Origin of the sequence: Agromyces subbeticus DSM 16689 (genome assembly GCF_000421565.1) — a bacterium.
Lineage (GTDB): Bacteria > Actinomycetota > Actinomycetes > Actinomycetales > Microbacteriaceae > Agromyces > Agromyces subbeticus.
Window position 1 is genome coordinate 124201 of sequence record NZ_ATXG01000007.1, and the last position, 25238, is coordinate 149438.

The window sequence follows — 25238 nt, forward strand, 5'->3', positions numbered from 1 at the left end:
GTGCGCTGCCTAGTCCACGTCGGTACCCGCTTGGTCGATCGCGGCCTCGAGCCGGTCGATCTTCGCGTCGAGCTCCCCGCTGTAACCCGGCCTGATGTCGGCCTTCAGCACGAGCGACACCCGCGAGCCGTACTCGCCGACGGCCTCGGTGGCACGCCGAACGACGTCGAAGACCTCGTCCCATTCGCCTTCGATCTCGGTGAACATCGACGTCGTGCGGTTCGGGAGCCCCGACTCGCGCACGACCTTCACCGCTGCCGCGACGGCGTCGTGAACGGAGCCGTCGGCGCTGCCCGTGCCGCCCGGCGCTACTGAGAATGCCACCAGCATGTTCGTCTCCTTCGAATTCACTCGGTCGACCCCATTGTGTCGCGCACGGCGTCGACCGCGCGCGGCGCCCTGCGTGGAGCGCCGAGCCACCAGAGCGCACGTATCCCCCAGGCGAGCAGCAGCACGAGCAGCGCGGCCTTGGCGGTGAGCAGGAACACGAACGCCGGATCGGCGATCAGGAGCCACCCGTACCAGTACGGGTAGATGATGTGCGTGAAGAGCGCGATCACGGCGGCGATGAACGCCGGCACCGCGAATCGTGCCGGGCGCAGCACCAGGCCGAGAATCACCGGAGCGGCGAGCCAGGTCACGAACTGCGGGGAGCCCACCTTGTTCGCGAGCATGAGCACGACGACGAAGCTCAGGACCAGCGGCGGCATCACCCGGCCGAACGGGGCGCCGCGGCGCGTGGCCCGAATGCCGACGAGCATCACGACGAGCACGCCGATCGCCATGATCGGTGTCGTGACGGCGGCCGCGACATCCGCCCCCGGCCCCTCGATCTGGAACGTGAGGATGTCGCGGTCGTAGACGATGCGCACGGAGCCCGACCCGGCCACGATCTGCCAGAGCCAGGCGACCGCGAGCGGCGCCTCGATCTGCAGGCCGCGGCCGGCCTGCTCGGCGATGAAGCCGATCGCGTTCGTGCCGGCCCCCGCGATGAGACTGACCCCGAGGATGCCGAGGCTCAGCGACGCCGCCACCGTGACGACCTCGATGCGCCGGCGCGACGCGATGACGAGCGCAGCGACGAGTGCGGCCGGCCACACCTTCACCCACGTCGCGATCGTGAGCAGCACCGCCGCCACGCGCGGCCGACCGGCCGCCCACAGCAGCCCCATGATGGCCACCGGCACCGTGATCGCGTCGATGCGGCCGAAGGCGATCGGCCCGAGCAGTGCGAGGAAGCCGAGCCACCACCAGGCAGCGAGCCGGCGCGGGCGCGACAGCCGCGCCCGGCCGATGAGCACTCCGAAGGCGATCGCGTTCAGCGCCGTTACGAGCGCGAGCCATGTCTGCGCATAGAGCGTCGGCCCGAGCGCGAGCGCGGCCGTCATCGGGGCGAAGGCCAGGATCGGGTACACCCACGGCACGTCGATGCCCATGCGCACCCAACCGTGGGCGGCGTTCTCGGCCCAGACCCGGTAGACCGCGGTCACGTCGCCGAGCGGATAGCCGGGCCCCTCGAGGTTCAGCCAGATGAGCGCGACGTGCACCAGCACGAAGCCCGTCCAGAGCGCGGCTCGCGTGCCGAGCCTGCGACGATACGGGCGAGCGGATGCCTCATGCCCCGTCTCGCCCGCCATGCCGTCGAGCCTAGCCGAGCGTCATATTCCGCCACGCGCCAGGCGGAGGTCCGCGGCATCCGCGATGCTGGGGGCACACCGCTTGGAGGCCCATCATGACTCGACGCTCCCTCACCGCACTGCTCGTGGCCGCATCCGCGACCCTCGCCCTCGCCGCATGCGCGAGCGGTGCGCCGGCTGACGGCGAGGCCGGCGGCTCAGGCGGCGACTACATCGCCGACGGCAAGCTCACGATCGGCACCGGAGAGCCCGCGTACTTCCCCTGGGTGATCGACGATGCACCCGAGTCCGGCGAGGGCTTCGAGGCGGCCGTCGCCTACGCGGTCGCCGAGCAGCTCGGCTTCGAGGCCGACGACGTGGTCTGGGTGCGTTCGACGTTCGAACAGGCCATCGCGCCCGGCCCGAAGGACTTCGACTTCAACCTGCAGCAGTTCTCGATCACCGAGGAGCGCGCCGAGAACGTCGACTTCTCGTCGCCGTACTACGAGACCACGCAGGTCGTCATCACGACCGAGTCGTCGCCCGCCGCCTCGGCGTCCTCGATCGCCGACCTGCAGGGGCTCCTGATCGGCGCGCAGACCGGCACCACGAGCTTCGACGCCGTCGAGCAGGTCATCGACCCGACTGCGGGCTCCCAGGTGTTCAACACGAACGATGATGCGAAGCTCGCCCTGCAGAACGGCACCGTCGACGCGATCGTCGTCGACCTGCCGACCGCGTTCTACCTCACGGGCGTCGAGCTCGAGGGCGGCAAGATCGTCGGGCAGCTGCCGGCGACGGCCGGCGATGGCGACGCGTTCGGGCTCGTGCTCGCGAAGGGCTCGCCACTGACCGCCGACGTCACGGCGGCGGTCGACGCGCTTCGCGACGCCGGCACGCTCGACGAGCTCGCCGCGGAGTGGCTGGGCGGCGCCGGCGGCGCCCCCGTGCTCGAGTGACGCCGATGCCCGGTTCCGCCATCGCCGCGCTCTGCCCGGCACGCCGCTAACGTGGGCTCGTGACCGACTCGACCGACGCCCGCACGGCGACGACCGACGCCTGGCAGCCGAGCACCATCGAGCTCGAGCGGCGCTCGTTCCGCCGGCGCCAGACCGGGCGATCGGTGCTCGTGAGCATCGCCTCGACGCTCGCCATCGCAGCGCTGCTCGTCTGGGCGCTCGTCGGGTCGCCCGGCTGGACACGGGTGGTCGAGACCTTCTTCGACCCCCAAGTGGCCATCGCATCGCTGCCGAGAGTGCTCGAGGGCTTCTGGCTGAACATCCAGGTGTTGTTCTTCGCGAGCATCGGGGTGGTGCTCGTCGCGCTGCTGCTCGCAACCTTGCGCACCCTGCGCGGGCCGGTGTTTTTCCCGTTGCGCGCGCTCGCGGCCGGCTACACCGACATCTTCCGCGGCATGCCGGTGCTCATCGTGCTCTACCTGGTGGGCTTCGGGCTGCCCGGCCTCGACTTCTTCCCGCGCATGCCCGTCGCGTTCTGGGGCACGATCGCGCTGATCCTCACCTACTCCGCCTACGTCTCCGAGGTCTTCCGGGCGGGCATCGAGGCGGTGCATCCCTCGCAGCGGCTCGCCGCCCGTTCGCTCGGCCTCAGCCACGGGCAGACCATGCGCCGGGTCGTGCTCCCACAGGCGCTCCGAAAGGTGACCCCGGCGCTCATGAACGACTTCGTGGCCATGCAGAAAGACGTCGGCCTGATCTCGGTGCTCGGTGCGGTCGACGCCGTGCGCGCAGCGCAGATCGAGACCGCGCACTTCTTCAACTTCACGCCCTACGTCGTTGCGGGCCTGCTCTTCGTGCTGCTGGCGTGGCCGATGATCCGGTTCACCGACTGGGTCTCTGCGCGCATGCGAGCGCGCGAGCAGGTCGGGAGCATCGTATGAGCGGGGCGACCGGGCCGGTGCTTCGACTGCGCGGGGTGCGCCGGGCCTTCGGCGACCACCTCGTGCTCGACGGCATCGATCTCGATGTGGCCGCCCACGAGGTCGTCGCGCTCGTGGGCTCGAGTGGTTCGGGCAAGTCGACGCTCCTGCGCACCGTGAACCTGATCGAGCGCATCGACGACGGCGAGATCCTCCTGCAGGGCCGCGACATCAGCGACCCGCGCATCGATGCCGACGCCGTTCGCGCTCGCATCGGGGTCGTGTTCCAGCACTACAATCTCTTCCCCCACCTCAGCGTGCTCGACAACGTCACGCTCGCATCGCGACTCGTGCACCGGGTCGGTCGCGCCGAGGCCGAGCGACGCGGACTCGAGCTGCTCGCCTCGATCGGCCTGGCCGATTTCGCGCGCGCGTTCCCCGATCGGCTCTCGGGCGGGCAGCAGCAGCGGGCCGCCATCGTGCGGGCCATCGCGACCGATCCCGAGCTGCTGCTCCTCGACGAGGTGACGAGCGCGCTCGACCCCGAACTCGTCGGCGAGGTGCTCGCACTCGTGCGCTCGCTCGCCGACCGCGGCACCACGATCGTGATGGCCACCCATGAGATGGCGTTCGCGCGCGACGTGGCCGACCGGGTCGTGTTCCTCGACGCCGGCCGCATCATCGAAGACGCCCCGGCGCGTCAGTTCTTCGAGGCACCGCGTGAAGAGCGCACGCGCGAGTTCCTCACCCGGTTCCGCGCCTGAGCCTCAGCGCGCGAGCAGGCCGCCGATCACCCGGGGAACGGCTTCGGCGATATCGAGCGCCGTGATCGGCCCGCCGTCGACGTCGGCACTCGCGCGGCGAGCCGCCTCGCCGTGCACCCACGCTGCGGTGGCCGCGAGCGAGGTCAGCGCCTCGGCGTCGGTGGCGAGCCGCTCGTGATGCGTGGCGACGAGCGCACCGAGGATGCCGCCGAGCACGTCGCCCGTGCCGGCAGAGGCCAGCCAGTGCGTGGGCGCCGTGATCGTGAATCGGTCGCCGTCGGGGTCGCACACGTGCGTGACGGCGCCCTTCAGCAGCACGGCGACGCCGAGTTCACGGGCCGCGCGCTGCGCCCACTCGGCGGGATCGTCGCGCACCTGGGCGATGCTCGTCTCGATCTCGCGCGAGGCCAGGAGCGCCGCGAGCTCCCGCGCGTGCGGCGTGATCACCGTGGGTGCGGTGTGGGTGCCCACGAGGTCGAGTGCGCCAGCGTCGAGCACGACGGGCAGCCGCGAGGCGAGCGCGCCCTGCAGGTCGCCGAGCACCATGAACGAGCGCCGGCCCGCGTCGATGCCCGACCCGATGAGCCAGGCCTGCACGCGGCCGGGGGCGGTCACCGTTTCGGGGCGACGCGCGAGCACGGCCGTGCGCACGGCCCGCGGACCGGTGTAGCGCACCATGCCGAGGCCGGCCCGGTGCGCGGCCTCGACGGCGAGCACCGCAGCGCCGGGGTACTCCGGCGACCCGGCGACGATGCCGAGCACGCCGCGCGAGTACTTGTCGTCGTCGGCGCTCGGTGCGACGATCCACTCGGCCGCGTCAGCGGCGGTCCATTCCTGCCACGGCCTGTTCATACTCCCACGATAGGTTGGCGGGGATGCCTCCGACAGCTCCCGCACCGATCAGCCTCGCTCCCCGTGTCGTCGTCTTCGACTACGGAGAGGTCATCTCCCGCGAGCCGAGCGACGCCGACCGGGCCGTGCTGCTCGCTCGAGCCGGCATGCGCGAGCACGCCGAGGCGTTCTGGACCGCCTACTGGGCTCACCGAGAGGGCCTCGACCGCGGCACGCTCTCGATCGCGGAGTACTGGCACGCCGTCGCCGCCGACCTCGGCGTCGAGTGGAACGTCATCGACGTGCACGAGCTCTGGGCGATCGACCACAAGAGCTGGCTCTCGCTCGATGCCGGCACGCTCGGGGTGCTGCACGCTCTCGCGGCGGGCGGCACCCGTCTCGCGCTGCTCTCGAACGCAGGCACCGACTTCTCGAGCTGGTTCCGACACGGCTCGTTCGCACCGCTCTTCGAGCGCGTGTTCGTCAGCGGCGAGCTCGACCTGGTGAAGCCCGATGCGGCGATCTACGAGCACGTCATCGACGAACTCGGCATCGAGGCATCCGATTTCGTCTTCATCGACAACAAGTCCGAGAACGTCGAGGGCGCCAAAGACGTCGGCGGCGACGGTCACGTGTTCACGGATGCCGCGACGCTCGAGACCTGGCTGCGGTCGCTCGCCGAGTCGCGAACCTCCTAGCCCGGCACCCGCTGCCCGAGGGCGATGATGTTGCCCTCGCTGTCGTCGAACCACGCGGTGCGCATGCCGCCGTCTTCGACGACGCCGTTCTGGGTCGTCACGCCGGGCAGGTCGTACTCGTTGAAGACGATGCCGCGCTCGCGAAGCGCCGCCATGTCGCGATCGAGGTCGTCGGTGTCGATGCCGAACGCGGTGTTCTGCGCCGTGCCGGCGAACTGCGTCTCGTAGACGAGCACCGACGTGCCGGCGATGCTCAGCATCACTCCCCCGGTCGAATCGTCGATCGGGTCGATGTCGAAGACGTCCTTCCACCACCGCTTCGCGCGGTCGAGGTCGGAGGCCGGAAGGACGGCGTAGCTCTCAGCGGATTCGAACATGATCAAACCTCAGCTCTCGTTCGCGACGCAGTCTACGCTCGAGCGGGCCGCTCGGGCAGCCCCCATCGGGGAGCCGCCCGCAGCCGCGGTCAGCCTCGCCGGGTGGCGTCCTGCACTTCGCCGACGAGCTCCTCGATGATGTCTTCGAGGAAGATGACGCCGGTCGTGGTGCCGTCTTCGTCGAACGCCCGAGCGACGTGCGTGCCGAGCCGGCGCATCGTGGCGAGCGCGTCTTCGAGATCGGTACCCGCGTAGATCGACACCAGGCGTCGCACGCGCTTCGCGGGGATCGGGTCGTCGAACTCGTCGTCGTCGAGGTCGATGACGTCTTTCAGGTGCACGTAGCCGTCGGGCTCGCCCGCCGCATCGAGAATGGGATACCGCGAGAACCCGCGCCGTGCGACGGCACGCTCGACATCGGCCGGAGTCGCCGCGGGCGGCAGGCTGACGAGGGCGTCGAGGGGCACCGCGACATCCTGCACTCGCTTGGTCGTGAACTCGAACGCCGCGGTCAGGGTGCCACTCGCGTCGTCGAGCACCCCCTCGCGTCGCGACTGGTGCACGATCGTCTGAACTTCTTCGAGCGTGTACGTCGAGGTCGCCTCGGTCTTCGGCTCGACGCCGAAGAGCCGCAGCACCCCGTTCGCGGTGGCGTTCAGGGCGACGATGATCGGCTTGAAGACGCGCGCCACGAAGACGAGGGGCGGCGCGAGCAGCAGCACGGCACGGTCGGGGATCGAGAACGAGAGATTCTTCGGCACCATCTCGCCGAAGACCACGTGCAGGTACGACACGAGCACGAGCGTCACGATGAACGCGATGGTCGAGACCACCTCGGCCGACCAGCCGGTGAGGTGCAGCGGCACCTCGAGCAAGTGATGGATCGCGGGCTCCGACACGTTCAGGATCAGGAGCGAGCAGACCGTGATGCCGAGCTGGCTGGTCGCGAGCATCAGGGTCGCGTGCTCCATGGCCCACAGGGCGGTCTTCGCGCTGCGGCTGCCCTGCTCGGCGAGCGGTTCGATCTGCGAGCGTCGTGCCGAGATGACCGCGAATTCGGCGCCGACGAAGAAGGCGTTCGCGGCGAGCAGCACGAACAGCCAGGCGATTCCGGCCCAGTCGCTCATCGCGCGCCCCCTGCCGACTCGTCGGGTTCCGGCGGCGGGTTGGGCACGAACCTCACCCGGTCGATGCGCCGGCCGTCGAGGCGCTGCACGACGAGCGTGCCGTCGTCGATCAGCACCTCGTCGCCGACGACGGGCAAGCGCCCGAGCTCGGCCATGACGAATCCGCCCACGGTCTCGTAGTCTCCGTTCTCTGGCACGCGGATGCCGGTGCGCTCGAGCAGTTCGTCGGGTCGCAGTATTCCGGGAAAGCTCACGTCATCGCCGCGACGCACGATGCCCGCACGTGTGCGGTCGTGCTCGTCGGCGACCTCGCCGACGAGTTCCTCGACGAGGTCTTCGAGCGTCGCGACGCCCGCAGTGCCCCCGTATTCGTCGACGACGACGGCCATCTGAAAGCCGCGGCCGCGGAGCTCGCCGAGCAGGGTGTCGAGCTTCATCGTCTCGGGCACGCGCAGTGCGTCGGACTGCAGCGCCGAGGTCGGCACGTCGCCGCGCTTCTCTCGCGGAACGGCGACCGCCTGCTTGACGTGCACCACGCCGACGACGTCGTCGAGGTTGTCGTCGTAGACCGGGAAGCGCGAGTAGCCGGTCGTGCGCGCGAGCTCGAGCACGGCCTCGGCCGGCTGCAGCCGCTGCACGGCGGCCACGGCGGGTCGCGGGGTCATGACGTCGGATGCGTCGTGGTCGGCGAAGCGGAGCGTGCGGCCGAGCAGCGTCGCAGTGTCTTGCTCGAGCAGCCCGGCGCTCGCCGATCGGCGCACGAGCGACGACAGCTCTTCGGCGGTGCGGGCGCCCGAGAGCTCCTCTTTCGGCTCGATGCCGAACGAGCGGAGGATGCCGTTCGCGCTGCCGTTCAGCAGCGAGATCGCCGGGCGGAACACCCAGGTGAAGGCCGTCTGGAACGGGATCACGATGACCGCGGTCTGCCGGGGCAGTGCGAGCGCGAAGTTCTTCGGCACGAGCTCGCCGATGACCATCGAGAGCAGCGTGGCGACGACGACCGCCGTGATGGTGCCGACGGGCCGCACGAGAGCCTCGGGAGTGCCGATCGCGGCGAGCGGGGCGGCCAGGAGCGACGAGATCGCCGGCTCCATCGTGTAGCCGGTGAGGAGCGTGGTCAGCGTGATGCCGAGCTGCGCGCTCGAGAGGTGCGTCGAGGTGATCTTCAGCGCCGCGATGGTGAGCCCGAGCTTCGTATCACCTCGCGCGCGCCGTGCCTCGAGGTCGGCCCGGTCGAGATTGACGAGGGCGAACTCGCTGGCGACGAACAAGCCCGTGCCGATCGTGAGGAGGAGACCGATGCCGAGGAGAATCCACTCAGACATCGCCACCTCCCCGAGCAGTCACGGGCGAGGGTCTATGGCCTGGCGTCGACGCAGAAGGGGGATCGTCCATTGTCCCCTCAGTATATCGGCGAGGTTCGAGCGCTCGCCCACACCTTGACAGGGCGAAGACACGCAGTGCCCGACGCTCCCGACCGCGTGTATCCGCCACCTCAGGTTGCGCGCGCTCACCAGCTGACCGGGAGCGCCTTGCCCTCTTCGTAGCCCGCGGCCGACTGGATGCCGACGAGCGCGCGCTCGCGGAACTCCTCGAGCGTGCGGGCGCCCGCGTAGGTGAACGAACTGCGCACGCCGGAGGTGATCATGTCGAGCAGGTCCTCGATCGAGGGACGAAGCGGGTCGAGGTAGATCGACGACGACGAGATTCCCTCGGCGAAGAGCTCCTTCCGGGCGAGCTCGTAGGGCGAGAGCCGGTCGAAGCGCTCGCGCACGGCCTTCGTCGACGCCATGCCCCAGCTCTCCTTGAAGAGGCGACCGGATGCATCGCGGCGTAGTGTGCCCGGCGCTTCGATCGTGCCGGCGAACCACGAGCCGATCATCACCGATGCGGCACCCGCGGCGAGCGCGAGCGCAACGTCGCGGGGGTACCGCACGCCGCCGTCGGCCCAGACGGTCGCGCCGAGCTCGCGCGCGGCCTCGGCGGTCTCGAGCACCGCGGAGAACTGCGGACGGCCGACGGCCGTCATCATGCGAGTGGTGCACATGGCACCCGGCCCGACCCCGACCTTCAGCACGTCGGCGCCCGCCTCGACGAGGTCGGCCACGGCGTCGGCGGTCACGATGTTGCCGGCCACGATCGGCACGTCGAGGCCGAGCTCGCGAACGATGGACACGGCCCGGATCATGCCCTCCTGATGGCCGTGCGCGGTGTCGATCACGAGCATATCGACGCCGGCTGCCACCAGGGCGCTCGCCTTCGCCGCGACATCCCCGTTGATGCCGACGGCCGCCGCCACCCGGAGCCGGCCCTCGGCGTCGACGTTGGGCTCGTAGATCGTGCCGCGCAGTGCGCTTCGCCGACTCAGCGTGCCGACCACGCGGCCGTGCTCGAGCACCGGGGCGAAGTCGATGCCGGCTTCGACCATGAGGTCGAACGCGCGGCGCGGGGTCGAGACGTCGTCGGCGTCGAGCGAGGCGAGGCCCCCGTGCACGAGGTCGCCGAGACGGGCATCGGCCAGCGCCGTCGCGAGCCGGTCGGCCGGGATGCATCCGACGTACTCGCCGCGGGTGTCGTGCAGCACGATGCCGTGCCCGGCGACGGGCGGCAGGGCGGCGAGCGCGTCGGCCACCGTGGCGTCGGGGCTGAAGTCGTGCGGAGTGTCGAATCGCGGCGACTGCGCCTTCACCGAGCGGATCGCCTGGTCGAGGTCCTGCAGGTGCAGGTCTTGCGGCAGCACGCCGAGCCCGCCGCGCCGGGCGAGGGTCGCCGCGAGGCGCGGTCCGGTGATCGAGTTCATGTTCGCCGACACGATCGGCACGGAGGCTCCCGAGCCGTCGTCGGGCGCGAGCGACACGTCGAGGCGGCTCGTGACACCCGAGCGACTCGGCACGAGGAACACGTCGGAATAGGTGAGGTCGTTGCTGGGTGTCGTCCGGTAGAACTCCATGTCGGCCACGCTACCGCCGTCGCGTCGGAGCCGCGGGTGCTCCGTCGTTGCTGAGGGGATTAGGCTTGTGTGCGGTGGTCGGGCCATGCCCCCGTGCGCAGGGCGTGATCGCCGCAGCAGGTACATTCCAGCATCAATGGAGAGAGTGGGCGAGAGGCTGTGTCGAGCCAATTGACCGGGTCAGGATCCGACGAGACGACGTCGGGCGAATACGGAGCCAACGAGTGGCTCGTCGACGAGATGTACGAGAAGTTCCTCGTCGATCCCGAGTCGGTCGACAAGACCTGGTGGCCGGTGCTCGAGCACTACCGCCAGGTGAAGACCGAGGGCGCAGATCCCACAGCAACGGCACCCGCGACGGATGCCGCGACATCCGCTGCATCGCCCGAACCTGCCGCTCCGGCCGCCGAGCCCGCTGCTCCGGCCGAGCCCGCTGCTCCGGCCCCTGAGCCCGCTGCTCCGGCCCCTGAACCCGCAGGCACCCCCGCGCCTGCGGCGAGCGAGTCGGCACCGGCCACCGCCCCGGTTCCCGTCATCGGACAGGCTCCCGAAGCGCGCACGACCTCGGTCGCACCGCGCACGCAGCCCGTGCCCGCCGATGTGCCGGTCACGAGCCCGCAGCCCGTCATCGCCGACGCACCGCAGCAAGACGAGGTCGTCCCGCTCAAGGGCATGCCCAAGGCGCTCGCCGCCAACATGGACGCCTCGCTCACCGTGCCGACCGCCACGAGCGTGCGCACGATCCCCGCGAAGCTCATGATCGACAACCGCATCGTGATCAACAACCACCTGCGGCGCTCCCGCGGCGGCAAGATCTCGTTCACGCACCTCATCGGCTGGGCGCTCATCCAGGCGCTCAAGGAGTTCCCGAGCCAGAACGTCTTCTACTCCGAGCCCGACGGCAAGCCGAGCCTCGTCAGGCCCGCGCACATCGGCCTCGGCATCGCGATCGACATCCCGAAGCCCGACGGCTCCCGCGCCCTGCTCGTGCCCGCCATCAAGCGCGCAGAGACCATGACGTTCAACGAGTACCTCGCCGCCTACGAAGACCTCGTGCAGCGCGCCCGGCAGAACAAGCTGAAGGCCGACGACTTCTCGGGCGCGACGATCTCGCTCACGAACCCGGGCGGCATCGGCACCGTGCACTCCGTGCCCCGTCTCATGAAGGGCCAGGGCTGCATCATCGGCGCCGGCGCCCTCGAGTACCCCGCCGAGTTCCAGGGCTCCTCCGAGAAGACCCTCGCGAACCTCGCGATCGGCAAGACGATCACGCTGACCTCGACTTACGACCACCGCGTCATCCAGGGCGCGGGCTCCGGCGAGTTCCTGAAGAAGGTGCACGAACTGCTCATCGGGCAGCGCGGGTTCTACGAGGGCCTCTTCGCGGCCCTGCGCCTCCCCTACGAGCCCATCCGCTGGGCGCCCGACATCTCGGTCGACATCGCGAGCGCGATCGACAAGACCGCCCGGGTGCAGGAGCTCATCAACGCGTTCCGCGTGCGCGGCCACCTGATGGCCGACATCGACCCGCTCGAGTACGTGCAGCGTTCGCACCCCGACCTCGACATCGCCAGCCACGGCCTGACCTTCTGGGACCTCGACCGGGAGTTCGTCACCGGCGGCTTCGGCGAGAAGCGCACGGCCCTCCTCCGCGACATCCTCGGCGTGCTGCGCGACTCCTACTGCCGCACGATCGGCATCGAGTACATGCACATCCAAGACCCCGTGCAGCGCCGGTGGATCCAAGACCAGGTCGAACGCAGCTACGAGAAGCCCACGCACGACGAGCAGATGCGAATTCTCGGCAAGCTCAACGAGGCTGAGGCGTTCGAGACGTTCCTGCAGACGAAGTACGTCGGCCAGAAGCGCTTCAGCCTCGAGGGCGGCGAGTCCGTGATCCCGCTGCTCGACGAGATCCTGCAGGGCGCAGCCAAAGAGGGCCTCGACGAGGTCGCCATCGGCATGGCGCACCGCGGCCGCCTCAACGTGCTCACGAACATCGCCGGCAAGACCTACGGGCAGGTGTTCCGCGAGTTCGAGGGCACCCAGCAGTCCAAGGGCTTCACCGGCTCGGGTGACGTCAAGTACCACCTCGGCACGCAAGGCACCTTCACCGCCGACGACGGGCACCAGATCCCCGTGTCGCTCGCGGCGAACCCCTCGCACCTCGAGGCCGTCGACGGCGTGCTCGAGGGCATCGTGCGGGCCAAGCAAGACCGAAAGCCGATCGGCACCTTCTCGACCCTGCCCATCCTGATCCACGGCGACGCCGCCATGGCCGGCCAGGGCGTGGTGCTCGAGACCATGCAGATGTCGCAGCTGCGCGGCTACCGCACCGGCGGCACCATCCACGTCGTGGTCAACAACCAGGTCGGCTTCACGACGGTGCCCGACGACGCGCGGTCGTCGATCTACTCGACGGATGTCGCGAAGACCATCCAGGCCCCGATCTTCCACGTCAACGGCGATGACCCCGAGTCGGTCGTGCGCGTCGCCGAGCTCGCGTTCCGCTACCGCCAGGAGTTCAAGCGCGATGTCGTCATCGACCTGGTCTGCTTCCGCCGCCGTGGTCACAACGAGGGCGACGACCCCTCGATGACCCAGCCCCTCATGTACAACCTGATCGAGGCCAAGCGGTCGGTGCGCAAGCTCTACACCGAGGCGCTCGTCGGTCGCGGCGACATCACCGAAGAGGAGTACGAGGCGGCGCACCGCGACTTCCAGGACCGCCTCGAGCGAGCCTTCGCCGAGACGCACGCTGCACAGACGGGGTCGATCCCGATCGTCGGCGCCACCGCCGCCGTGCACGCTCCCGAGCCCGTCGCCGGCGAGCTCGAGACCACCGGGGTCTCGACCGACGTCGTGCACGCCATCGGCGACGCGTTCAACAACAAGCCCTCGGGCTTCACCGTGCACCCGAAGATCCAGCAGCTCCTGACGAAGCGCCTCGACATGAGCCGCAACGGCAAGGTCGACTGGGGCTTCGGCGAGCTGCTCGCACTCGGCTCGCTCCTCCTCGAGGGCACGCCAGTGCGCCTCGCGGGTCAAGACGCGCGCCGCGGCACCTTCGTGCAGCGCCACGCGGTGCTCCACGACCGGGTGAACGGCCAGGAGTGGCTGCCGCTGCAGAACCTCTCCGACAACCAGGCGAAGTTCTGGATCTACGACTCGCTGCTCTCGGAGTACGCAGCCATGGGCTTCGAATACGGCTACTCGGTCGAGCGTGCCGACGCCCTCGTGATGTGGGAGGCGCAGTTCGGCGACTTCGCCAACGGCGCGCAGACCATCATCGACGAGTTCATCTCCTCGGCCGAGCAGAAGTGGGGCCAGCGCTCGAGCGTCGTGCTCCTGCTCCCCCACGGCTACGAGGGTCAGGGGCCCGACCACTCGAGCGCCCGCATCGAGCGGTACCTGCAGCTCTGCGCCGAGAACAACATGACCGTCGCCCGGCCCTCGACGCCGGCGTCGTACTTCCACCTGCTGCGCCGCCAGGCCTACGCCCGCCCGCGCCGTCCACTCATCGTGTTCACCCCGAAGGCGATGCTGCGCCTCCGCGGCGCCACGAGCGAGGTCGCCGACTTCACGCAGGGCAAGTTCGAACCGGTCATCGACGACGCCCGCATCACCGATCGCGCCGCGGTCAAGCGCATCGTCTTCGTCTCGGGAAAGATCTACTACGACATCATCACCGAGCTCGAGAAGCAGCAGAACACCGAGGTCGCGGTCGTTCGCCTCGAGCAGCTCTACCCGCTGCCCGCTGTCGAGCTCAAGGCCGTCGCCGAGAGGTACCCCGGTGCCGAGCTCATGTGGGCGCAAGACGAGCCCGAGAACCAGGGCGCCTGGCCGTACTTCATCATCGAGACGAACAAGCTCGGCGACCGCCCCGTCACCGTCGTCGCCCGCACTGCGGCCGCGTCGCCGGCGACGGGCTCCGCGAAGCGGCACGCGACCGAGCAGGCCGAGCTCGTGCGCCGCGCGACCACGCTGTAGTCAGCAGGCAACGAACGAAGCGAGCGGATGCCCCGGGGCATCCGCTCGCTTCGTCGTCTCCGCCCCTCGGGGCGCCTATTCCTCGCCGCGCGAGAGCCGGCTCGGCCACCAGATGGCGCGGCCGATGTCGTAGGCGAGCGCCGGCACCAGCAGGGTGCGCACGAGGAACGTGTCGAGCAGCACGCCGAACGCGACGATGAACGAGATCTGCGCGAGGAAGAGGATCGGCAGAACCCCGAGCGCCGCGAAGGTGGCCGCGAGCACGAGCCCCGCCGAGGTGATCACGCCCCCGGTCAACCGCAGACCTCGCACGATGCCCACGCGCGTGCCGAAGCGCAGCGACTCCTCGCGCACCCGGGTCATCAGGAAAATGTTGTAGTCGACGCCGAGGGCGACGAGGAACACGAAGCCGAACAGCGGCACCGACGGGTCAGCTCCCGCGAAGTGGAACACGTGCTCGAAGACGAGCGCCGAGACGCCGAGCGCCGCGGCGAACGAGAGCACGACGCTGCCGACGAGGAGCAGGGGCGCGACGATCGACCGCAGGAGGAGCATCAGGATCACGAGGATCGCGACGAGCACGAGCGGGATCACGAGCGTGCGGTCGGCGATCGCTGCGGCATTCGTGTCAAGCGCCACCGCAGTCGGTCCGCCGACGAGCACGTCGGTGCCGACCCCGTCGAGACGCTCGCGAAGCTGTTCGACCGTCGCTTCTGCCTCGAGCGAGTCGGCGGGGTCGGCGAGGGTCACCTGCAGCGCGACCTCACCGTCGACGACGGTCGGGTCGGGCACGGGGGTCCCAGGAGGTCCGAGCGGCTGGATGCCGTCGCTCGTGACGGGCGCGGTGCCCGCCCGCGACTCGGCGCTCACCACGGCGACCGAGTCGACCCCGGCGGTGTCGAGTGCGACATCCGCGATCTGCTGCAGGTCGCCCTGCGGGCCGATCACGACCGCCGGGGTGCCCGATCCGGCGGGGAAGTGCTCGCCGAGCAGCATTTGCCCGTCGCGTGCCTGCGACTCGCCGAGCACGAACTCGCTCGACGCGACACCGTCGGCATCGAGCTGCACGAGGCCGAGCGACATCGCCCCGAGGGCGAGCGCCGAGACGACCCACACGGTGCGCGGACGCTTCGCGACGAGCCGGCCCACTCCCGCCCAGATGCCACGCTCGGGCAGTTCGTCCTGATCCGAGGCGGCGGCCGCCGGTCGACGCGGCCAGAAGGCCGCCTTCCCAGCCCACAGCAGGAGCGCCGGCAGCAGGGTGAGCGAGGCGAGCAGCGCGAAGACGATGCCGATCGCCGCGACCGGCCCGAGGATCTTGTTCGAGGTGAGTTCGCTCGCGAGCAGGATCAGGAGTCCGACGATCACCGTGCCGCCCGAGGCGACGATCGGCTCCCACGACGTCTTCAGCGCCGCCCACGTCGCATCCCACTTGCGTTCGTGCCTCGTCAGGGTCTCGCGATAGCGCGAGATGTAGAGCAGCGCATAGTCGGTGGCCGCGCCGATCACGAGGATGAAGAGGATGCCCTGGGTCTGACCCGAGAGCAGCAGCACATCGGCGCGGGCCAGCGCCACGACCGTGAACACCGACGCGCAGAGGGCGGTGAGGCTCGAGAACAGCACGATGATCGGCAGCAGCGGCGAGCGGTACACGACGATCAGGATGAGGAACACGGCGGCGAGCGCCACGATGAGCAGCAGGCCGTCGATGCCGCTGAACGCCGCGGCGAGATCCGCGGTGAAGCCCGCCGGTCCCGTCACCGCCGCCACCGTGCCGTCGATCGCGTGTTCGTCGAGCACGGCGCGCAGTTCGGCGACGACCTCGGCCGGCTCAGCACCGCCGTCGACCTGCTCGATCGGGATGACGATCTGCGCCGCAGCGCCGTCCTCCGACATCACGACAGGCGATGCGCCGTCGGCGTCCACGCCGTCGATCGCGACGAGTTCCTCGCGGAGCGCGTCGATCGCATCGAGCTGCGACGCATCGAGTTCGTCGGCGCCGGCACCCGCGTCTGCATCCGCATCGGCGATCACGACGATCGCCGGCACCGCATCGGAATCGCGGAACCCCTCCTGCAGCTCGGTCACCTCGGTCGCCTCGGCCGACGAGGGCAGGAACTGCGCCTGGTCGTTCGTGGAGACGTCGCTCAGCGAGCCGAACGCGGCACCGCCGGCGCCGAACAGCGCCAGCCAGACGAGGATGAGGGTCGCGGGAATGGTCACGCGCAGCCACGTGGGCACGCGCGACGTTGAGCTTGGGGCGGAGTCGTCGATCACATCATCGACGTTACGGACCAGCCGGCGCCGCGCGCATCGAACGAACGATGGAATCGGTTCGGCGTGGCCCGCTCAGTCTCAGGCGGGTTCGTGCGACGACTGGAACACGCGAATGCGCTGCAGCACCAGCGTGCGCAGCTCATCGGGTGCGCTTTCACGGCACGCGCGCTGCACGACCTCGGTGATCGCCACGCCCACGCGCAGTTCGGCCTGGCAGTCGGCGCAGTTCTCGACGTGCTCGCGGATGTCGGTGGCATCCGCTGCCTGCAGTTCGTGATGCAGGTACTCCTCGAGTTCGGCTCGGGCCTTCTCGCAGCCGCAGTCGGTCATCGTGAGCTCCTCGGCATGGTCTGCCTCCTGGGTTTCGGCGCCGCGTCCGCACCTGCGAAGCCTTGTTCGCGGGCATAGTCGGCGAGGGACTCGCGGAGCAGACGCCTGCCACGGTGCAGACGGCTCATCACGGTCCCGATGGGGGTGTTCATCATGTCGGCGATCTCCTGGTAGGAGAACCCCTCGACGTCGGCGAAGTACACGGCGAGACGGAAGTCTTCGGGCAGTGCCTGCAGCGCGTCTTTCACTGCACTGTCGGGCAGGTGGTCGATGGCCTCTGCCTCTGCCGAGCGGCTCGCACGGGCCGTCGTCGACTCGGCGCCGCCGAGCTGCCAGTCTTCGAGGTCGTCGATCGTGCCCTGGTACGGCTCTCGCTGCTTCTTGCGGTAGCTGTTGATGAAGGTGTTCGTGAGGATGCGGTACAGCCACGCCTTGAGGTTGGTACCCTGCGTGAACTGCCCGAACGCGGCGAACGCCTTGACGAACGTCTCTTGAACGAGGTCTTGCGCGTCGGCCGGATTCTTCGTCATGCGAAGGGCGGCAGCGTAGAGCTGATCGATGAACGGCAGCGCCTGTTCCTCGAAGAGTTCGCCGAGCGGCCGGGCGGCCTCCGCGGTTTCGGGGTCGGTCGGCGTCGCGTCGATCTGATCGGCAGTCATCACCGGCCATCCTAGATCGTCAACCGCAACGACGGTCGGGCGTTCGAGCACTCCGAGCGACACGCGCACACCATCTCTTTCCGCGTCACCTGACGCTACTGTTGATAACCGATGCAGATTTCGAGGTATTCCGCACCCGAGTTCGATCCGTACGGCGAAGCGAGGCAGACCGACACGGATGACGGGTGGCGCGCGCCCGTCGCGGTGTCCGCACTCTCCTCGGTGCTCGCGCTGCCGGGGTCCAAGTCGCTCACCAATCGCGAGCTCGTGCTGGCGGCACTGGCCGATGGCCCGTCGACGCTCCACGCTCCCCTGTGGTCTCGCGACAGCGAGCTCATGGTCGACGGCCTCCGTGCCCTCGGCACGGGCTTCGATCGCGTTCCCGGTGCCGGCGGCTTCGGCGACGACGTGCGGGTGACGCCGACCGACGAGCTCATCGGCTCGACGACCATCGACTGCGGCCTCGCGGGCACGGTCATGCGCTTCCTGCCGCCGGTCGCTGCGCTCGCGCTCGGCCCGACGACCTTCGATGGCGACGAGCACGCTCGTCGCCGCCCCATGTCCGGCGTGATCCAGGGCCTGCAGGCCCTCGGCGTCGATCTCGACGACGATCGCCGCGGCACGCTGCCGTTCACGGTGCACGGCACCGGCGCGGTCGGTGGCGGTGAACTCCAGATCGACGCCTCCGCATCGAGCCAGTTCGTATCGGCGCTGCTGCTATCGGCGCCTCGATTCGAGCGTGGCATCGATCTGCGTCACTCCGGTGAGCGGCTGCCGAGCCTGCCCCACATCGAGATGACGATCGAGTGCCTCCGTGCACGGGGCGTCGACGTCGAGAGCCCCGAACCCGGCCGATGGATCGTGGCACCGGGCCCGATCGCGGCGATCGACGTCGACATCGAACCCGACCTCTCCAACGCCGCACCGTTCCTCGTGGCGGCGCTCGTGGCGGGCGGCTCGGTCACCATCACCGGCTGGCCGGCAGAGACCACGCAGGTCGGCGCGCATCTCATCGATCTGCTGCCGCGATTCGGCGCCCGCGTCGAATGTGACGCCGACCGGGTGACCGTGCACGCGCCGGCTCGCGGCGAGGGCGGCAGCCGAGGCATCCGTGGCGTCGAACTCGACCTCTCCGAAGCCGGAGAGCTCGCGCCGAACCTCGTCGCGCTCGCGGCGCTCGCCGACGGCCCATCGACCGTGCTCGGCATCGGCCACATCCGCCATCACGAGACCGACCGGCTGGCGGCGCTCGCCGCCGAGATCAACGGACTCGGCGGCCGGGTGACCGAGCTCGACGACGGGTTGCGCATCGAGCCCGCGCCGCTCCACGCCGGCCCCTGGCGCGCCTACGCCGACCACCGCATGGCCACGAGCGGCGCGATCATCGGCCTCGCCGTGCCCGGCGTCGTCGTCGACGACATCGCCTCGACGAGCAAGACCCTGCCGCAGTTCACCGCCCTCTGGGAGCAGATGCTGGCATGACCTGGTGGAGCGCCGACGACGACGACGAAGACGACGAGCCCGAGTTCGACGAGTCCGATATCCGAGTGCGGCCGAGCCGCCGAGGCAGTCGCCCTCGAACGAAGCAGCGCCCAGAGCACGCCGACGCGGTCACGGGCATGGTCATCGGCGTCGACCGCGGTCGCTACAGCGTGCTCATCGACGAGAACGGCCCCGCCGAGCGCGTGATCACCGCCGCCCGGGCCAGCGAGCTGCGACGCAAGTCGGTCGTCACGGGCGATCACGTCGACCTCGTCGGTGACACCTCAGGTGACGCGGGCACGCTCTCGCGCATCGTGCGCGTCGGCGAACGCACCACGCTGCTGCGCCGCAGTGCCGACGACACCGACGAGGTCGAACGCGTCATCGTCGCGAACGCCGACCAGATGCTCATCGTCGTCGCCGCCGCGAATCCCGAGCCGCGCATCCGGCTGCTCGACCGCTACCTCGTGGCGGCGTTCGACGCCGGCATCCGCCCGCTGCTCGTGGTCACGAAAACCGACCTCGCCGACCCCGCCGAGTTCCTGCGCAACTTCGCGGGCCTCGACCTGCCGGTCTTCCTGAGCGGCACCGACGAGATGCCGCTCGACGAGATCGCCCGTGAACTCGTCGACCATCGCACCGTCTTCGTGGGGCACTCCGGCGTCGGCAAGTCGACGCTCGTGAACGCACTCGTGCCGAGCGCACGACGCGCCACGGGCCACGTCAACGTCGTCACCGGTCGCGGCCGGCACACCTCGTCGTCGACCGTCTGGCTTCGCTTCGCCGCCGCCGACCTGCAGGGCGCCGCGGAACCCGGCGCAGCGCGGGCCAGCGCACAGACCGGCACGGGCTGGGTCATCGACACCCCGGGCGTGCGGTCGTTCGGCCTCGGCCACGTCGATCGAGCGAACATCCTCCGGGCGTTCACCGACCTCGATCACCTCGCCGAGCGCTGCCCGCGCGGCTGCACGCACCTGCCCGACGCACCCGACTGCGCGATCGCGGAGGCCGTCGCCGCCGGAGAGCTCGGCGAAACCGGCCCGGCCCGGCTCGAGTCACTGCAGCGGCTGCTCACGACCTTCGCAGGAGCGACGGCCACCTGAGCTGAACGGTGCGCGGACGCGAGACATCCGCCGACGTGCCTACCATGGAGGCATGACCGATGCACGACTCGCCCCCGGCGACCTCGCTCCCGATTTCACCCTGCTCGACCAGAACGGCGAAGCGGTCACCCTCTCCGACCTTCGCGGCTCGAAGGTGGTGCTGTACTTCTATCCCGAGGCGATGACGCCCGGCTGCACGACCGAGGCGTGCGATTTCCGCGACAACCTCAACTCATTCGCGAGCGCGGGCATCCGGGTGCTCGGCGTCTCGAAAGACGAGGTGCCGAAGCTCGCCGCGTTCGCCGAGCGCGACCGACTCACCTACTCGCTGCTTTCCGACGCCGACCTCTCGGTGCAGCAGGCCTACGGCGTCTGGGGCGAGAAGTCGCTCTACGGCAAGATCGTCGTCGGCTCCATCCGCTCGACGTTCGTGATCGGCGGAGACGGCCGCATCGAGCGTGCGTTCTACAACGTCAAGGCCACCGGGCACGTCGCCCGCCTGCGCCGCGAGCTCGGTCTCGACGGCTGACACCGGCGAGTCACGCCGCGGCGCGCTCCTCGGGCCGGGTGTAGGCCAGTCGAACGGGTTTCCACAGCAGCAGTCCGATCACCGTGATCGCCGGCACCAGGAGCGCCCAGCCGAGATCGGGCCGCGCGAAGAGCCCCTGGAACGCCCCGACGGCGATCGACACCTGCAGGATCTGCCAGACGATGGCGGCGGCGCGCGACCAGGGCGCCCGGCGCAGCGACGCGAAGGCCATCGCGACCACCCAGAGCGCGCCGATCGCGACGAGCACGAGCAGTGCGATCGCCGTGGCGTATGAGGAAGGCTCCAGCGCGAAGAGGTCGACGAGCAGCCAGACGACGAGCGCGACCATCGCCGCGGCCTCGACGAAGAGCAGCACGCTCACGACGACGAGCGCGGCTCGCGTGCTCTGCGCGTTCACGGGTGCCGGTTCAGCCGCTCCGTCGTTCGCACCGAGCTGGGCGTCATCGCGCCGATTCACAGGGTTATCCCATACACAGCTATTGATTCGATCTCTCCGCTATGCGACCATTTATGAGGCCGAATTGATGCTCACAGGGACGTGAGCCGATCAGTCACTGATCCTACTTCCCGATATTCGGCTTTCCCCCTGCAGCAGCCGGATTCGGCAAGCGCAATCGTGCGCGTCTGCAATCGAAGTACACCCCGCAAGGAGCATCCCCATATGGATTGGCGCGACAAGGCCGCCTGCCTCACCGCAGACCCGGAACTCTTCTTCCCGGTCGGCAACACCGGCCCCGCCGTCGACCAGATCGAGAAGGCGAAGACCGTCTGCGGTCGCTGCACCGTCACCGAGATCTGCCTGCAGTACGCCCTCGAGACCGGTCAGGACTCGGGCGTGTGGGGTGGCCTCAGCGAAGACGAGCGCCGCGCCCTGAAGCGTCGCGCCGCCCGCGCCCGCCGCGCGTCCTAGCGGCCCCGGCCGCGCGCGCTGCGCGCGGCCCACGCGAGCGCTCCTCGAGCGCCAGCGCTTCCTCCGACGTCAGTGCTTCGCCGCGATGCGTTCGAGCTCTGGAATGAGCGCACCGAACGCACGCGCGCGATGGCTGTGCGCGTTCTTCACCTCTGGCGCGAGCTCGGCGGCCGACACCTCGAAGCCCTCGGGGACGAAGATCGGGTCGTAGCCGAAACCGTAGGCACCCGACTGGGCGACGGCGATGCGACCGGGCCACCGGCCGACGGCTGCGTACTCGTGCGGCCCCCCGGCCGATTCGGGCACCACGAGCGCGATGGTGCAGTGGAAGTGCCCGGTTCGATTCGGGTCGCGGATGTCGCCGAGCTGCGCGAGCAGCAGGTCGAGGTTCGCCTGCGCCCCGCGGCCGGGCCCCGCCCACCTGGCGGAGAAGATGCCGGGCGATCCGCCCATCACGTCGACGGCGATGCCCGAGTCGTCGGCGAGGGCGATGCGCCCTGTGTGCGCCGCCGCCGCCCGCGCCTTGATGAACGCGTTCGCCTCGAACGAGGTGCCGTCTTCGACCGGCTCGGGGCCGTCGTAAGCGAGCACCGTGAGCCCGGGCATCCGCTCGCTCAGAATGCGCTGGAACTCGTCGACCTTGTGCTGGTTGAGGGTAGCGAGCACGATCTCGAACGGCACGGCGTCACTCCCCCGCTGCAGCGCTCGCCTCGGCGAGCACGAGCTGCTGGATGCGGGTGAGGTCGGCGGTGCCCGCGAGCGCGAGGTCGAGCAGCGCGTCGAGCTCGCGGCGATCGAACGGCGCCCCCTCTGCGGTGCCCTGCACCTCGACGAACAGGCCGCGGCCGGTCGCCACGACGTTCATGTCGGTCTCGGCGCGCACGTCTTCGACGTAGGCGAGGTCGAGCATCGGCGTGCCGTCGATGATGCCGACCGAGACCGCCGAGACGGTGTCGATGAGCGGCTTCGCGCGCTGGCCGATGAACTTCCTGTCGCGGGCCCACTCGATGGCGTCGGCGAGCGCAACGTAGGCGCCCGTGATCGCGGCGGTGCGCGTGCCCCCGTCGGCCTGCAGCACGTCGCAGTCGATCTGGATCGTGTTCTCGCCCAGACCCTTCATGTCGACCACGGCACGGAGACTGCGGCCGATGAGCCGGCTGATCTCGTGCGTACGGCCGCCGATGCGGCCCTTGACCGACTCGCGGTCGTTGCGGCTGTTGGTGGCCCGGGGCAGCATCGCGTACTCGGCCGTCACCCAGCCCTTGCCCTTGCCGCTCATCCAGCGCGGCACGCCGTTGGTGAACGAGGCGGTGCACAGCACCTTGGTGCGCCCGAACGAGATGAGCGCGCTGCCCTCGGCGTGCTCGCTCCAGCCGCGCTCGATGGTCACCTCGCGCAACTGGTCTGCGGTGCGCCCGTCGGCGCGGATGAGAGTGGTGGGCTCGGATGCCTCGGTCATGCGTTCTCCTGTCGAAGCCGGCTGCGGTTGCTGGCGGATCGGTGGTCTGGAATCGTGACGGCACCGGTCTCGACGAGCTCGACGCTCGGGATCTCGGGGCCGATCAGTCGGTGGGCGAGGTCGAGGAAGGCGCTCGTCGAGCGGCCGGTCGCCTCGTAGCGGTAGCTGGGCGGGGTCGCGGCACGACGCTCCATGCCGGTGCCGACCAGCACCCGGTAGACGTCGTTCGCCGTCTCGACGTCGCTGGAAACGAGCGAGACCTGCTCGCCCATCACATATGAGATGGCGCCCTTCAAGAAGGGATAGTGCGTGCAGCCGAGCACGAGGGTGTCGATGTCGGCGCGCTTGAGCGGTGCGAGGTACTCCTCGGTGATGGCGAGCAGCTCGTCGCCGGTGGTGACGCCCGCTTCGACGAACTCGACGAATCGCGGACAGGCCCGTGAGAAGAGGTCGAGATGCGGTGCCGCGGCGAACGCGTCGTCGTAGGCGCGTGACGAGATGGTGCCTTCGGTGCCGATGACGCCGACCCTGCCGGTCTTCGTCGCCGCCACGGCCCGGCGCACGGCGGGCTGGATGACCTCGACGACCGGCACGTCGTAGCGCTCGCGCGCATCGCGCAGCATCGCCGCCGAGGCGGTGTTGCACGCGATCACGAGCATCTTCACGCCTTGGGCCACGAGGTCGTCGAGCACGGCGAGCGCGTAGCCCCGCACGTCGGCGATCTTCTTAGGGCCGTACGGGGAGTGCTCCAGATCGCCGATGTAGAGGATCGACTCATTGGGCAGCTGGTCTTTCACGGCCCGGGCGACGGTGAGTCCGCCGACCCCGGAGTCGAAGATTCCGATCGGTGCATCCGTCACGACATGCAAGCGTAGCGCGCCCCGCTGGGTGCGCCGGCCTCGCTAGGCTGACGATGTGACCGGGTCTGCTGCGCTCTTCACCGACCGATACGAGTTGACGATGGTCGACGCCGCGTTACTCGACGGCACCGCCCATCGCGAGAGCCTCTTCGAGGCCTTCGCCCGGCGCCTGCCCGACGGGCGGCGCTACGGCGTGGTCGCGGGCACCGGTCGCCTGCTCGAGTTGATCCAGCGCTTCCGCTTCGAAGAGGCCGAGCTCGAGTGGCTGCGCGAGCACGAGGTCGTGCGGCCCGCCACCCTCGACTGGCTCGCCGACTACCGCTTCACCGGCGACATCTGGGGCTATCGCGAAGGCGAGGCGTACTTCCCGGGCTCGCCGCTCCTGACCATCCAGGCGACGTTCGCCGAAGCCGTCATGCTCGAGACCGTCGTGCTCTCGACCCTGAACTACGACTCGTCGGTCGCGAGCGCCGCCGCTCGCATGGTCTCGGTCGCGCTCGGCCGGCCGATCGCCGAGATGGGCTCCCGCCGCACGAGCGAGGGGTCTGCGGTCGCCGCGGCCCGCGCCGCCTACATCGCCGGCTTCGATGCGACGTCGAACCTCGAGGCGGGGCGCAGCTGGGGCATCCCGACCATGGGCACCGCCGCGCACGCGTTCACCCTGCTGCACGACACCGAAGAGGGCGCGTTCCGTGCCCAGGTCGAGGCGTTCGGGCCGAAGACCACGCTGCTCGTCGACACCTACGACATCGCCACGGGCGTCGAGCTCGCCGTCAAGGTCGCCGGCACCGAGCTCGGTGCCGTGCGCATCGACTCCGGCGACCTGCCGACCGTGGTCGCCGCCGTGCGCGAGCAGCTCGACGCCCTCGGCGCGGTCGACACCCGCATCACGGTGACGAGCGACCTCGACGAGTTCACCATCGCCGGGCTCTCGGGCGCGCCCGTCGACGCCTACGGCGTCGGCACGGCCGTCGTGACCGGCTCGGGTTTTCCCGCGGCCGGCATGGTGTTCAAGATCGTCGCCCGGAAAGACGACGCGGGCGAGTGGGTTTCGGTCGCGAAGGCGTCGACGCAGAAGGCGAGCGTCGGCGGCCGCAAGAACGCCGCGCGTCGCCTCGACTCGACGCTCACCGCTCGCGAAGAACTCGTGTTCGTCGGCGATGGCCCCGACGGCGAGGCGGAGTTCGAGGCCGGCAGCCGGTTGCGACCGCTCATGGTGCGCCTGATGTCGGGCGGCGAGGCCGATCCGGCGTATCTGGGCGAAACCGGCACCGTCGCCGCTCGGGCGCATCGCGCCGAGGTCATGCAGGAACTGCCGATCGAGGCGTTCCGGCTCGGCCGGGGCGAGCCGGTGATTCCGACCAGCTACCGCTGAG

Annotated in this window: 24 protein-coding genes; 10 read left to right on the top strand and 14 right to left on the bottom strand. The window is 69.9% G+C overall.

All coding sequences use genetic code 11. The features are described from left to right. Window positions 1–9 precede the first annotated feature (9 nt). Window positions 10–330 (bottom strand): thiamine-binding protein, encoded by a 321-nt coding sequence (locus tag H521_RS0111575; protein ID WP_026482210.1) that lies wholly within the window; start codon window positions 328–330, stop codon window positions 10–12. 17 nt (window positions 331–347) lie between these two features. Beyond that, window positions 348–1637 (bottom strand): glycosyltransferase 87 family protein, encoded by a 1290-nt coding sequence (locus tag H521_RS23030; RefSeq protein ID WP_022893186.1) that lies wholly within the window; start codon window positions 1635–1637, stop codon window positions 348–350. A 95-nt stretch (window positions 1638–1732) separates the two neighbouring features. Between H521_RS23030 and H521_RS0111585 the strand changes: the two genes are divergently transcribed. Genes H521_RS0111585 through H521_RS0111595 form a run of 3 tightly spaced genes read left to right on the top strand, consistent with a single transcriptional unit; the run spans window position 1733 to window position 4259 of the window. Next, a complete protein-coding gene (locus H521_RS0111585) occupies window positions 1733–2575 on the top strand; it encodes an ABC transporter substrate-binding protein (protein ID WP_022893187.1) in 843 nt (280 codons plus the stop codon). A gap of 59 nt (window positions 2576–2634) precedes the next feature. Further along, on the top strand, window positions 2635–3516 hold the full coding sequence (locus H521_RS0111590; RefSeq protein WP_022893188.1) for an amino acid ABC transporter permease: 882 nt from the start codon (window positions 2635–2637) through the stop codon (window positions 3514–3516). Further along, window positions 3513–4259 carry an amino acid ABC transporter ATP-binding protein gene (locus H521_RS0111595; RefSeq protein WP_022893189.1) on the top strand — a complete coding sequence of 249 codons (747 nt, stop codon included), beginning with the start codon at window positions 3513–3515 and terminating at the stop codon, window positions 4257–4259. The genes H521_RS0111590 and H521_RS0111595 overlap by 4 nt, the downstream gene beginning before the upstream one ends. A 3-nt stretch (window positions 4260–4262) precedes the next feature. Here the strand turns inward: H521_RS0111595 and H521_RS0111600 are convergent, their stop codons facing one another. Next, on the bottom strand, window positions 4263–5111 hold the full coding sequence (locus tag H521_RS0111600) for an ADP-dependent NAD(P)H-hydrate dehydratase (RefSeq protein ID WP_022893190.1): 849 nt from the start codon (window positions 5109–5111) through the stop codon (window positions 4263–4265). A gap of 23 nt (window positions 5112–5134) precedes the next feature. Here H521_RS0111600 and H521_RS0111605 point away from each other — a divergent pair, with 23 nt between their 5' ends. Then, on the top strand, window positions 5135–5788 hold the full coding sequence (locus H521_RS0111605; RefSeq protein WP_022893191.1) for an HAD family hydrolase: 654 nt from the start codon (window positions 5135–5137) through the stop codon (window positions 5786–5788). Here the strand turns inward: H521_RS0111605 and H521_RS0111610 are convergent. From H521_RS0111610 to guaB1, 4 genes are all read right to left on the bottom strand, one after another. Next, window positions 5785–6165, bottom strand: coding sequence for a VOC family protein (locus H521_RS0111610; protein ID WP_022893192.1), 381 nt, complete (start codon window positions 6163–6165; stop codon window positions 5785–5787). The two genes, H521_RS0111605 and H521_RS0111610, sit on opposite strands and share 4 nt — an antisense overlap. 89 nt (window positions 6166–6254) lie before the next feature. Further along, window positions 6255–7292: a hemolysin family protein gene (locus H521_RS0111615; RefSeq protein WP_022893193.1), complete on the bottom strand. Its 1038-nt coding sequence runs from the start codon at window positions 7290–7292 to the stop codon at window positions 6255–6257. Continuing rightward, entirely contained in the window at window positions 7289–8617 is a 1329-nt protein-coding gene (locus H521_RS0111620) for a hemolysin family protein (RefSeq protein WP_022893194.1), read from the bottom strand. The genes H521_RS0111615 and H521_RS0111620 overlap by 4 nt, the downstream gene beginning before the upstream one ends. A 185-nt stretch (window positions 8618–8802) precedes the next feature. Next, a complete protein-coding gene (gene guaB1 / locus H521_RS0111625) occupies window positions 8803–10242 on the bottom strand; it encodes a GMP reductase (protein ID WP_026482212.1) in 1440 nt (479 codons plus the stop codon). 159 nt (window positions 10243–10401) lie between these two features. On the opposite strand from guaB1, the gene H521_RS0111630 reads away from it, so the two are divergent. Further along, complete coding sequence (locus H521_RS0111630) at window positions 10402–14232, top strand: multifunctional oxoglutarate decarboxylase/oxoglutarate dehydrogenase thiamine pyrophosphate-binding subunit/dihydrolipoyllysine-residue succinyltransferase subunit (RefSeq protein ID WP_026482213.1); 3831 nt, start codon at window positions 10402–10404, stop codon at window positions 14230–14232. Between the two features lie 75 nt (window positions 14233–14307). Here H521_RS0111630 and H521_RS0111635 read toward each other — a convergent pair whose 3' ends face one another. The 3 genes from H521_RS0111635 to H521_RS23035 all read right to left on the bottom strand — a co-directional run bounded on the left by H521_RS0111635 (window position 14308) and on the right by H521_RS23035 (window position 17498). After that, complete coding sequence (locus tag H521_RS0111635; protein WP_245560981.1) at window positions 14308–16455, bottom strand: MMPL family transporter; 2148 nt, start codon at window positions 16453–16455, stop codon at window positions 14308–14310. 132 nt (window positions 16456–16587) lie between these two features. Further along, window positions 16588–16839, bottom strand: a complete 252-nt coding sequence (locus tag H521_RS0111640; RefSeq protein ID WP_022893198.1) for a zf-HC2 domain-containing protein — start codon at window positions 16837–16839, stop codon at window positions 16588–16590. Next, window positions 16836–17498 (bottom strand): sigma-70 family RNA polymerase sigma factor, encoded by a 663-nt coding sequence (locus tag H521_RS23035; RefSeq protein WP_022893199.1) that lies wholly within the window; start codon window positions 17496–17498, stop codon window positions 16836–16838. The genes H521_RS0111640 and H521_RS23035 overlap by 4 nt, the downstream gene beginning before the upstream one ends. 111 nt (window positions 17499–17609) lie before the next feature. Here H521_RS23035 and aroA point away from each other — a divergent pair, with 111 nt between their 5' ends. The 3 genes from aroA to bcp are packed head-to-tail and all read left to right on the top strand — an operon-like array spanning window position 17610 to window position 20612. Then, window positions 17610–18980, top strand: coding sequence for a 3-phosphoshikimate 1-carboxyvinyltransferase (aroA, locus tag H521_RS0111650; protein ID WP_022893200.1), 1371 nt, complete (start codon window positions 17610–17612; stop codon window positions 18978–18980). After that, window positions 18977–20083: a ribosome small subunit-dependent GTPase A gene (rsgA, locus tag H521_RS0111655; protein WP_022893201.1), complete on the top strand. Its 1107-nt coding sequence runs from the start codon at window positions 18977–18979 to the stop codon at window positions 20081–20083. Before aroA ends, rsgA begins: the two co-directional genes overlap by 4 nt. 52 nt (window positions 20084–20135) lie before the next feature. Next, window positions 20136–20612, top strand: coding sequence for a thioredoxin-dependent thiol peroxidase (gene bcp / locus H521_RS0111660; RefSeq protein ID WP_022893202.1), 477 nt, complete (start codon window positions 20136–20138; stop codon window positions 20610–20612). A 10-nt stretch (window positions 20613–20622) separates the two neighbouring features. Here bcp and H521_RS23040 read toward each other — a convergent pair whose 3' ends face one another. Then, window positions 20623–21090 carry a hypothetical protein gene (locus tag H521_RS23040; RefSeq protein ID WP_022893203.1) on the bottom strand — a complete coding sequence of 156 codons (468 nt, stop codon included), beginning with the start codon at window positions 21088–21090 and terminating at the stop codon, window positions 20623–20625. Window positions 21091–21294: 204 nt separating this feature from the next. On the opposite strand from H521_RS23040, the gene H521_RS0111670 reads away from it, so the two are divergent. Then, window positions 21295–21543 (top strand): WhiB family transcriptional regulator, encoded by a 249-nt coding sequence (locus H521_RS0111670; RefSeq protein WP_022893204.1) that lies wholly within the window; start codon window positions 21295–21297, stop codon window positions 21541–21543. 69 nt (window positions 21544–21612) lie between these two features. On the opposite strand, the gene H521_RS0111675 is transcribed toward H521_RS0111670, so the two are convergent. The 3 genes from H521_RS0111675 to murI are packed head-to-tail and all read right to left on the bottom strand — an operon-like array spanning window position 21613 to window position 23862. Further along, window positions 21613–22224 (bottom strand): non-canonical purine NTP pyrophosphatase, encoded by a 612-nt coding sequence (locus H521_RS0111675; protein WP_022893205.1) that lies wholly within the window; start codon window positions 22222–22224, stop codon window positions 21613–21615. A 4-nt stretch (window positions 22225–22228) separates the two neighbouring features. Then, complete coding sequence (gene rph, locus H521_RS0111680; protein ID WP_022893206.1) at window positions 22229–23002, bottom strand: ribonuclease PH; 774 nt, start codon at window positions 23000–23002, stop codon at window positions 22229–22231. Then, the gene (gene murI / locus H521_RS0111685) at window positions 22999–23862 is read right to left on the bottom strand and encodes a glutamate racemase (protein WP_022893207.1); all 864 of its coding nucleotides are present in this window, start codon (window positions 23860–23862) and stop codon (window positions 22999–23001) included. The genes rph and murI overlap by 4 nt, the downstream gene beginning before the upstream one ends. A gap of 55 nt (window positions 23863–23917) precedes the next feature. On the opposite strand from murI, the gene H521_RS0111690 reads away from it, so the two are divergent. Continuing rightward, window positions 23918–25237, top strand: coding sequence for a nicotinate phosphoribosyltransferase (locus H521_RS0111690; protein ID WP_022893208.1), 1320 nt, complete (start codon window positions 23918–23920; stop codon window positions 25235–25237). The last annotated feature ends 1 nt before the right edge of the window (window position 25238 follow it).

Bases quoted from the DNA above. Each gene is read 5' to 3' on its own strand.
- H521_RS0111575 (WP_026482210.1), bottom strand. From the start codon at position 330: ATGCTGGTGGCATTCTCAGTAGCGCCGGGCGGCACGGGCAGCGCCGAC.
- H521_RS23030 (WP_022893186.1), bottom strand. From the start codon at position 1,637: ATGGCGGGCGAGACGGGGCATGAGGCATCCGCTCGCCCGTATCGTCGC.
- H521_RS0111585 (WP_022893187.1), top strand. From the start codon at position 1,733: ATGACTCGACGCTCCCTCACCGCACTGCTCGTGGCCGCATCCGCGACC.
- H521_RS0111595 (WP_022893189.1), top strand. From the start codon at position 3,513: ATGAGCGGGGCGACCGGGCCGGTGCTTCGACTGCGCGGGGTGCGCCGG.
- H521_RS0111600 (WP_022893190.1), bottom strand. From the start codon at position 5,111: ATGAACAGGCCGTGGCAGGAATGGACCGCCGCTGACGCGGCCGAGTGG.
- H521_RS0111605 (WP_022893191.1), top strand. From the start codon at position 5,135: ATGCCTCCGACAGCTCCCGCACCGATCAGCCTCGCTCCCCGTGTCGTC.
- H521_RS0111610 (WP_022893192.1), bottom strand. From the start codon at position 6,165: ATGTTCGAATCCGCTGAGAGCTACGCCGTCCTTCCGGCCTCCGACCTC.
- H521_RS0111615 (WP_022893193.1), bottom strand. From the start codon at position 7,292: ATGAGCGACTGGGCCGGAATCGCCTGGCTGTTCGTGCTGCTCGCCGCG.
- H521_RS0111620 (WP_022893194.1), bottom strand. From the start codon at position 8,617: ATGTCTGAGTGGATTCTCCTCGGCATCGGTCTCCTCCTCACGATCGGC.
- guaB1 (WP_026482212.1), bottom strand. From the start codon at position 10,242: ATGGAGTTCTACCGGACGACACCCAGCAACGACCTCACCTATTCCGAC.
- H521_RS0111640 (WP_022893198.1), bottom strand. From the start codon at position 16,839: ATGACCGACTGCGGCTGCGAGAAGGCCCGAGCCGAACTCGAGGAGTAC.
- H521_RS23035 (WP_022893199.1), bottom strand. From the start codon at position 17,498: ATGACTGCCGATCAGATCGACGCGACGCCGACCGACCCCGAAACCGCG.
- aroA (WP_022893200.1), top strand. From the start codon at position 17,610: ATGCAGATTTCGAGGTATTCCGCACCCGAGTTCGATCCGTACGGCGAA.
- rsgA (WP_022893201.1), top strand. From the start codon at position 18,977: ATGACCTGGTGGAGCGCCGACGACGACGACGAAGACGACGAGCCCGAG.
- bcp (WP_022893202.1), top strand. From the start codon at position 20,136: ATGACCGATGCACGACTCGCCCCCGGCGACCTCGCTCCCGATTTCACC.
- H521_RS0111670 (WP_022893204.1), top strand. From the start codon at position 21,295: ATGGATTGGCGCGACAAGGCCGCCTGCCTCACCGCAGACCCGGAACTC.
- rph (WP_022893206.1), bottom strand. From the start codon at position 23,002: ATGACCGAGGCATCCGAGCCCACCACTCTCATCCGCGCCGACGGGCGC.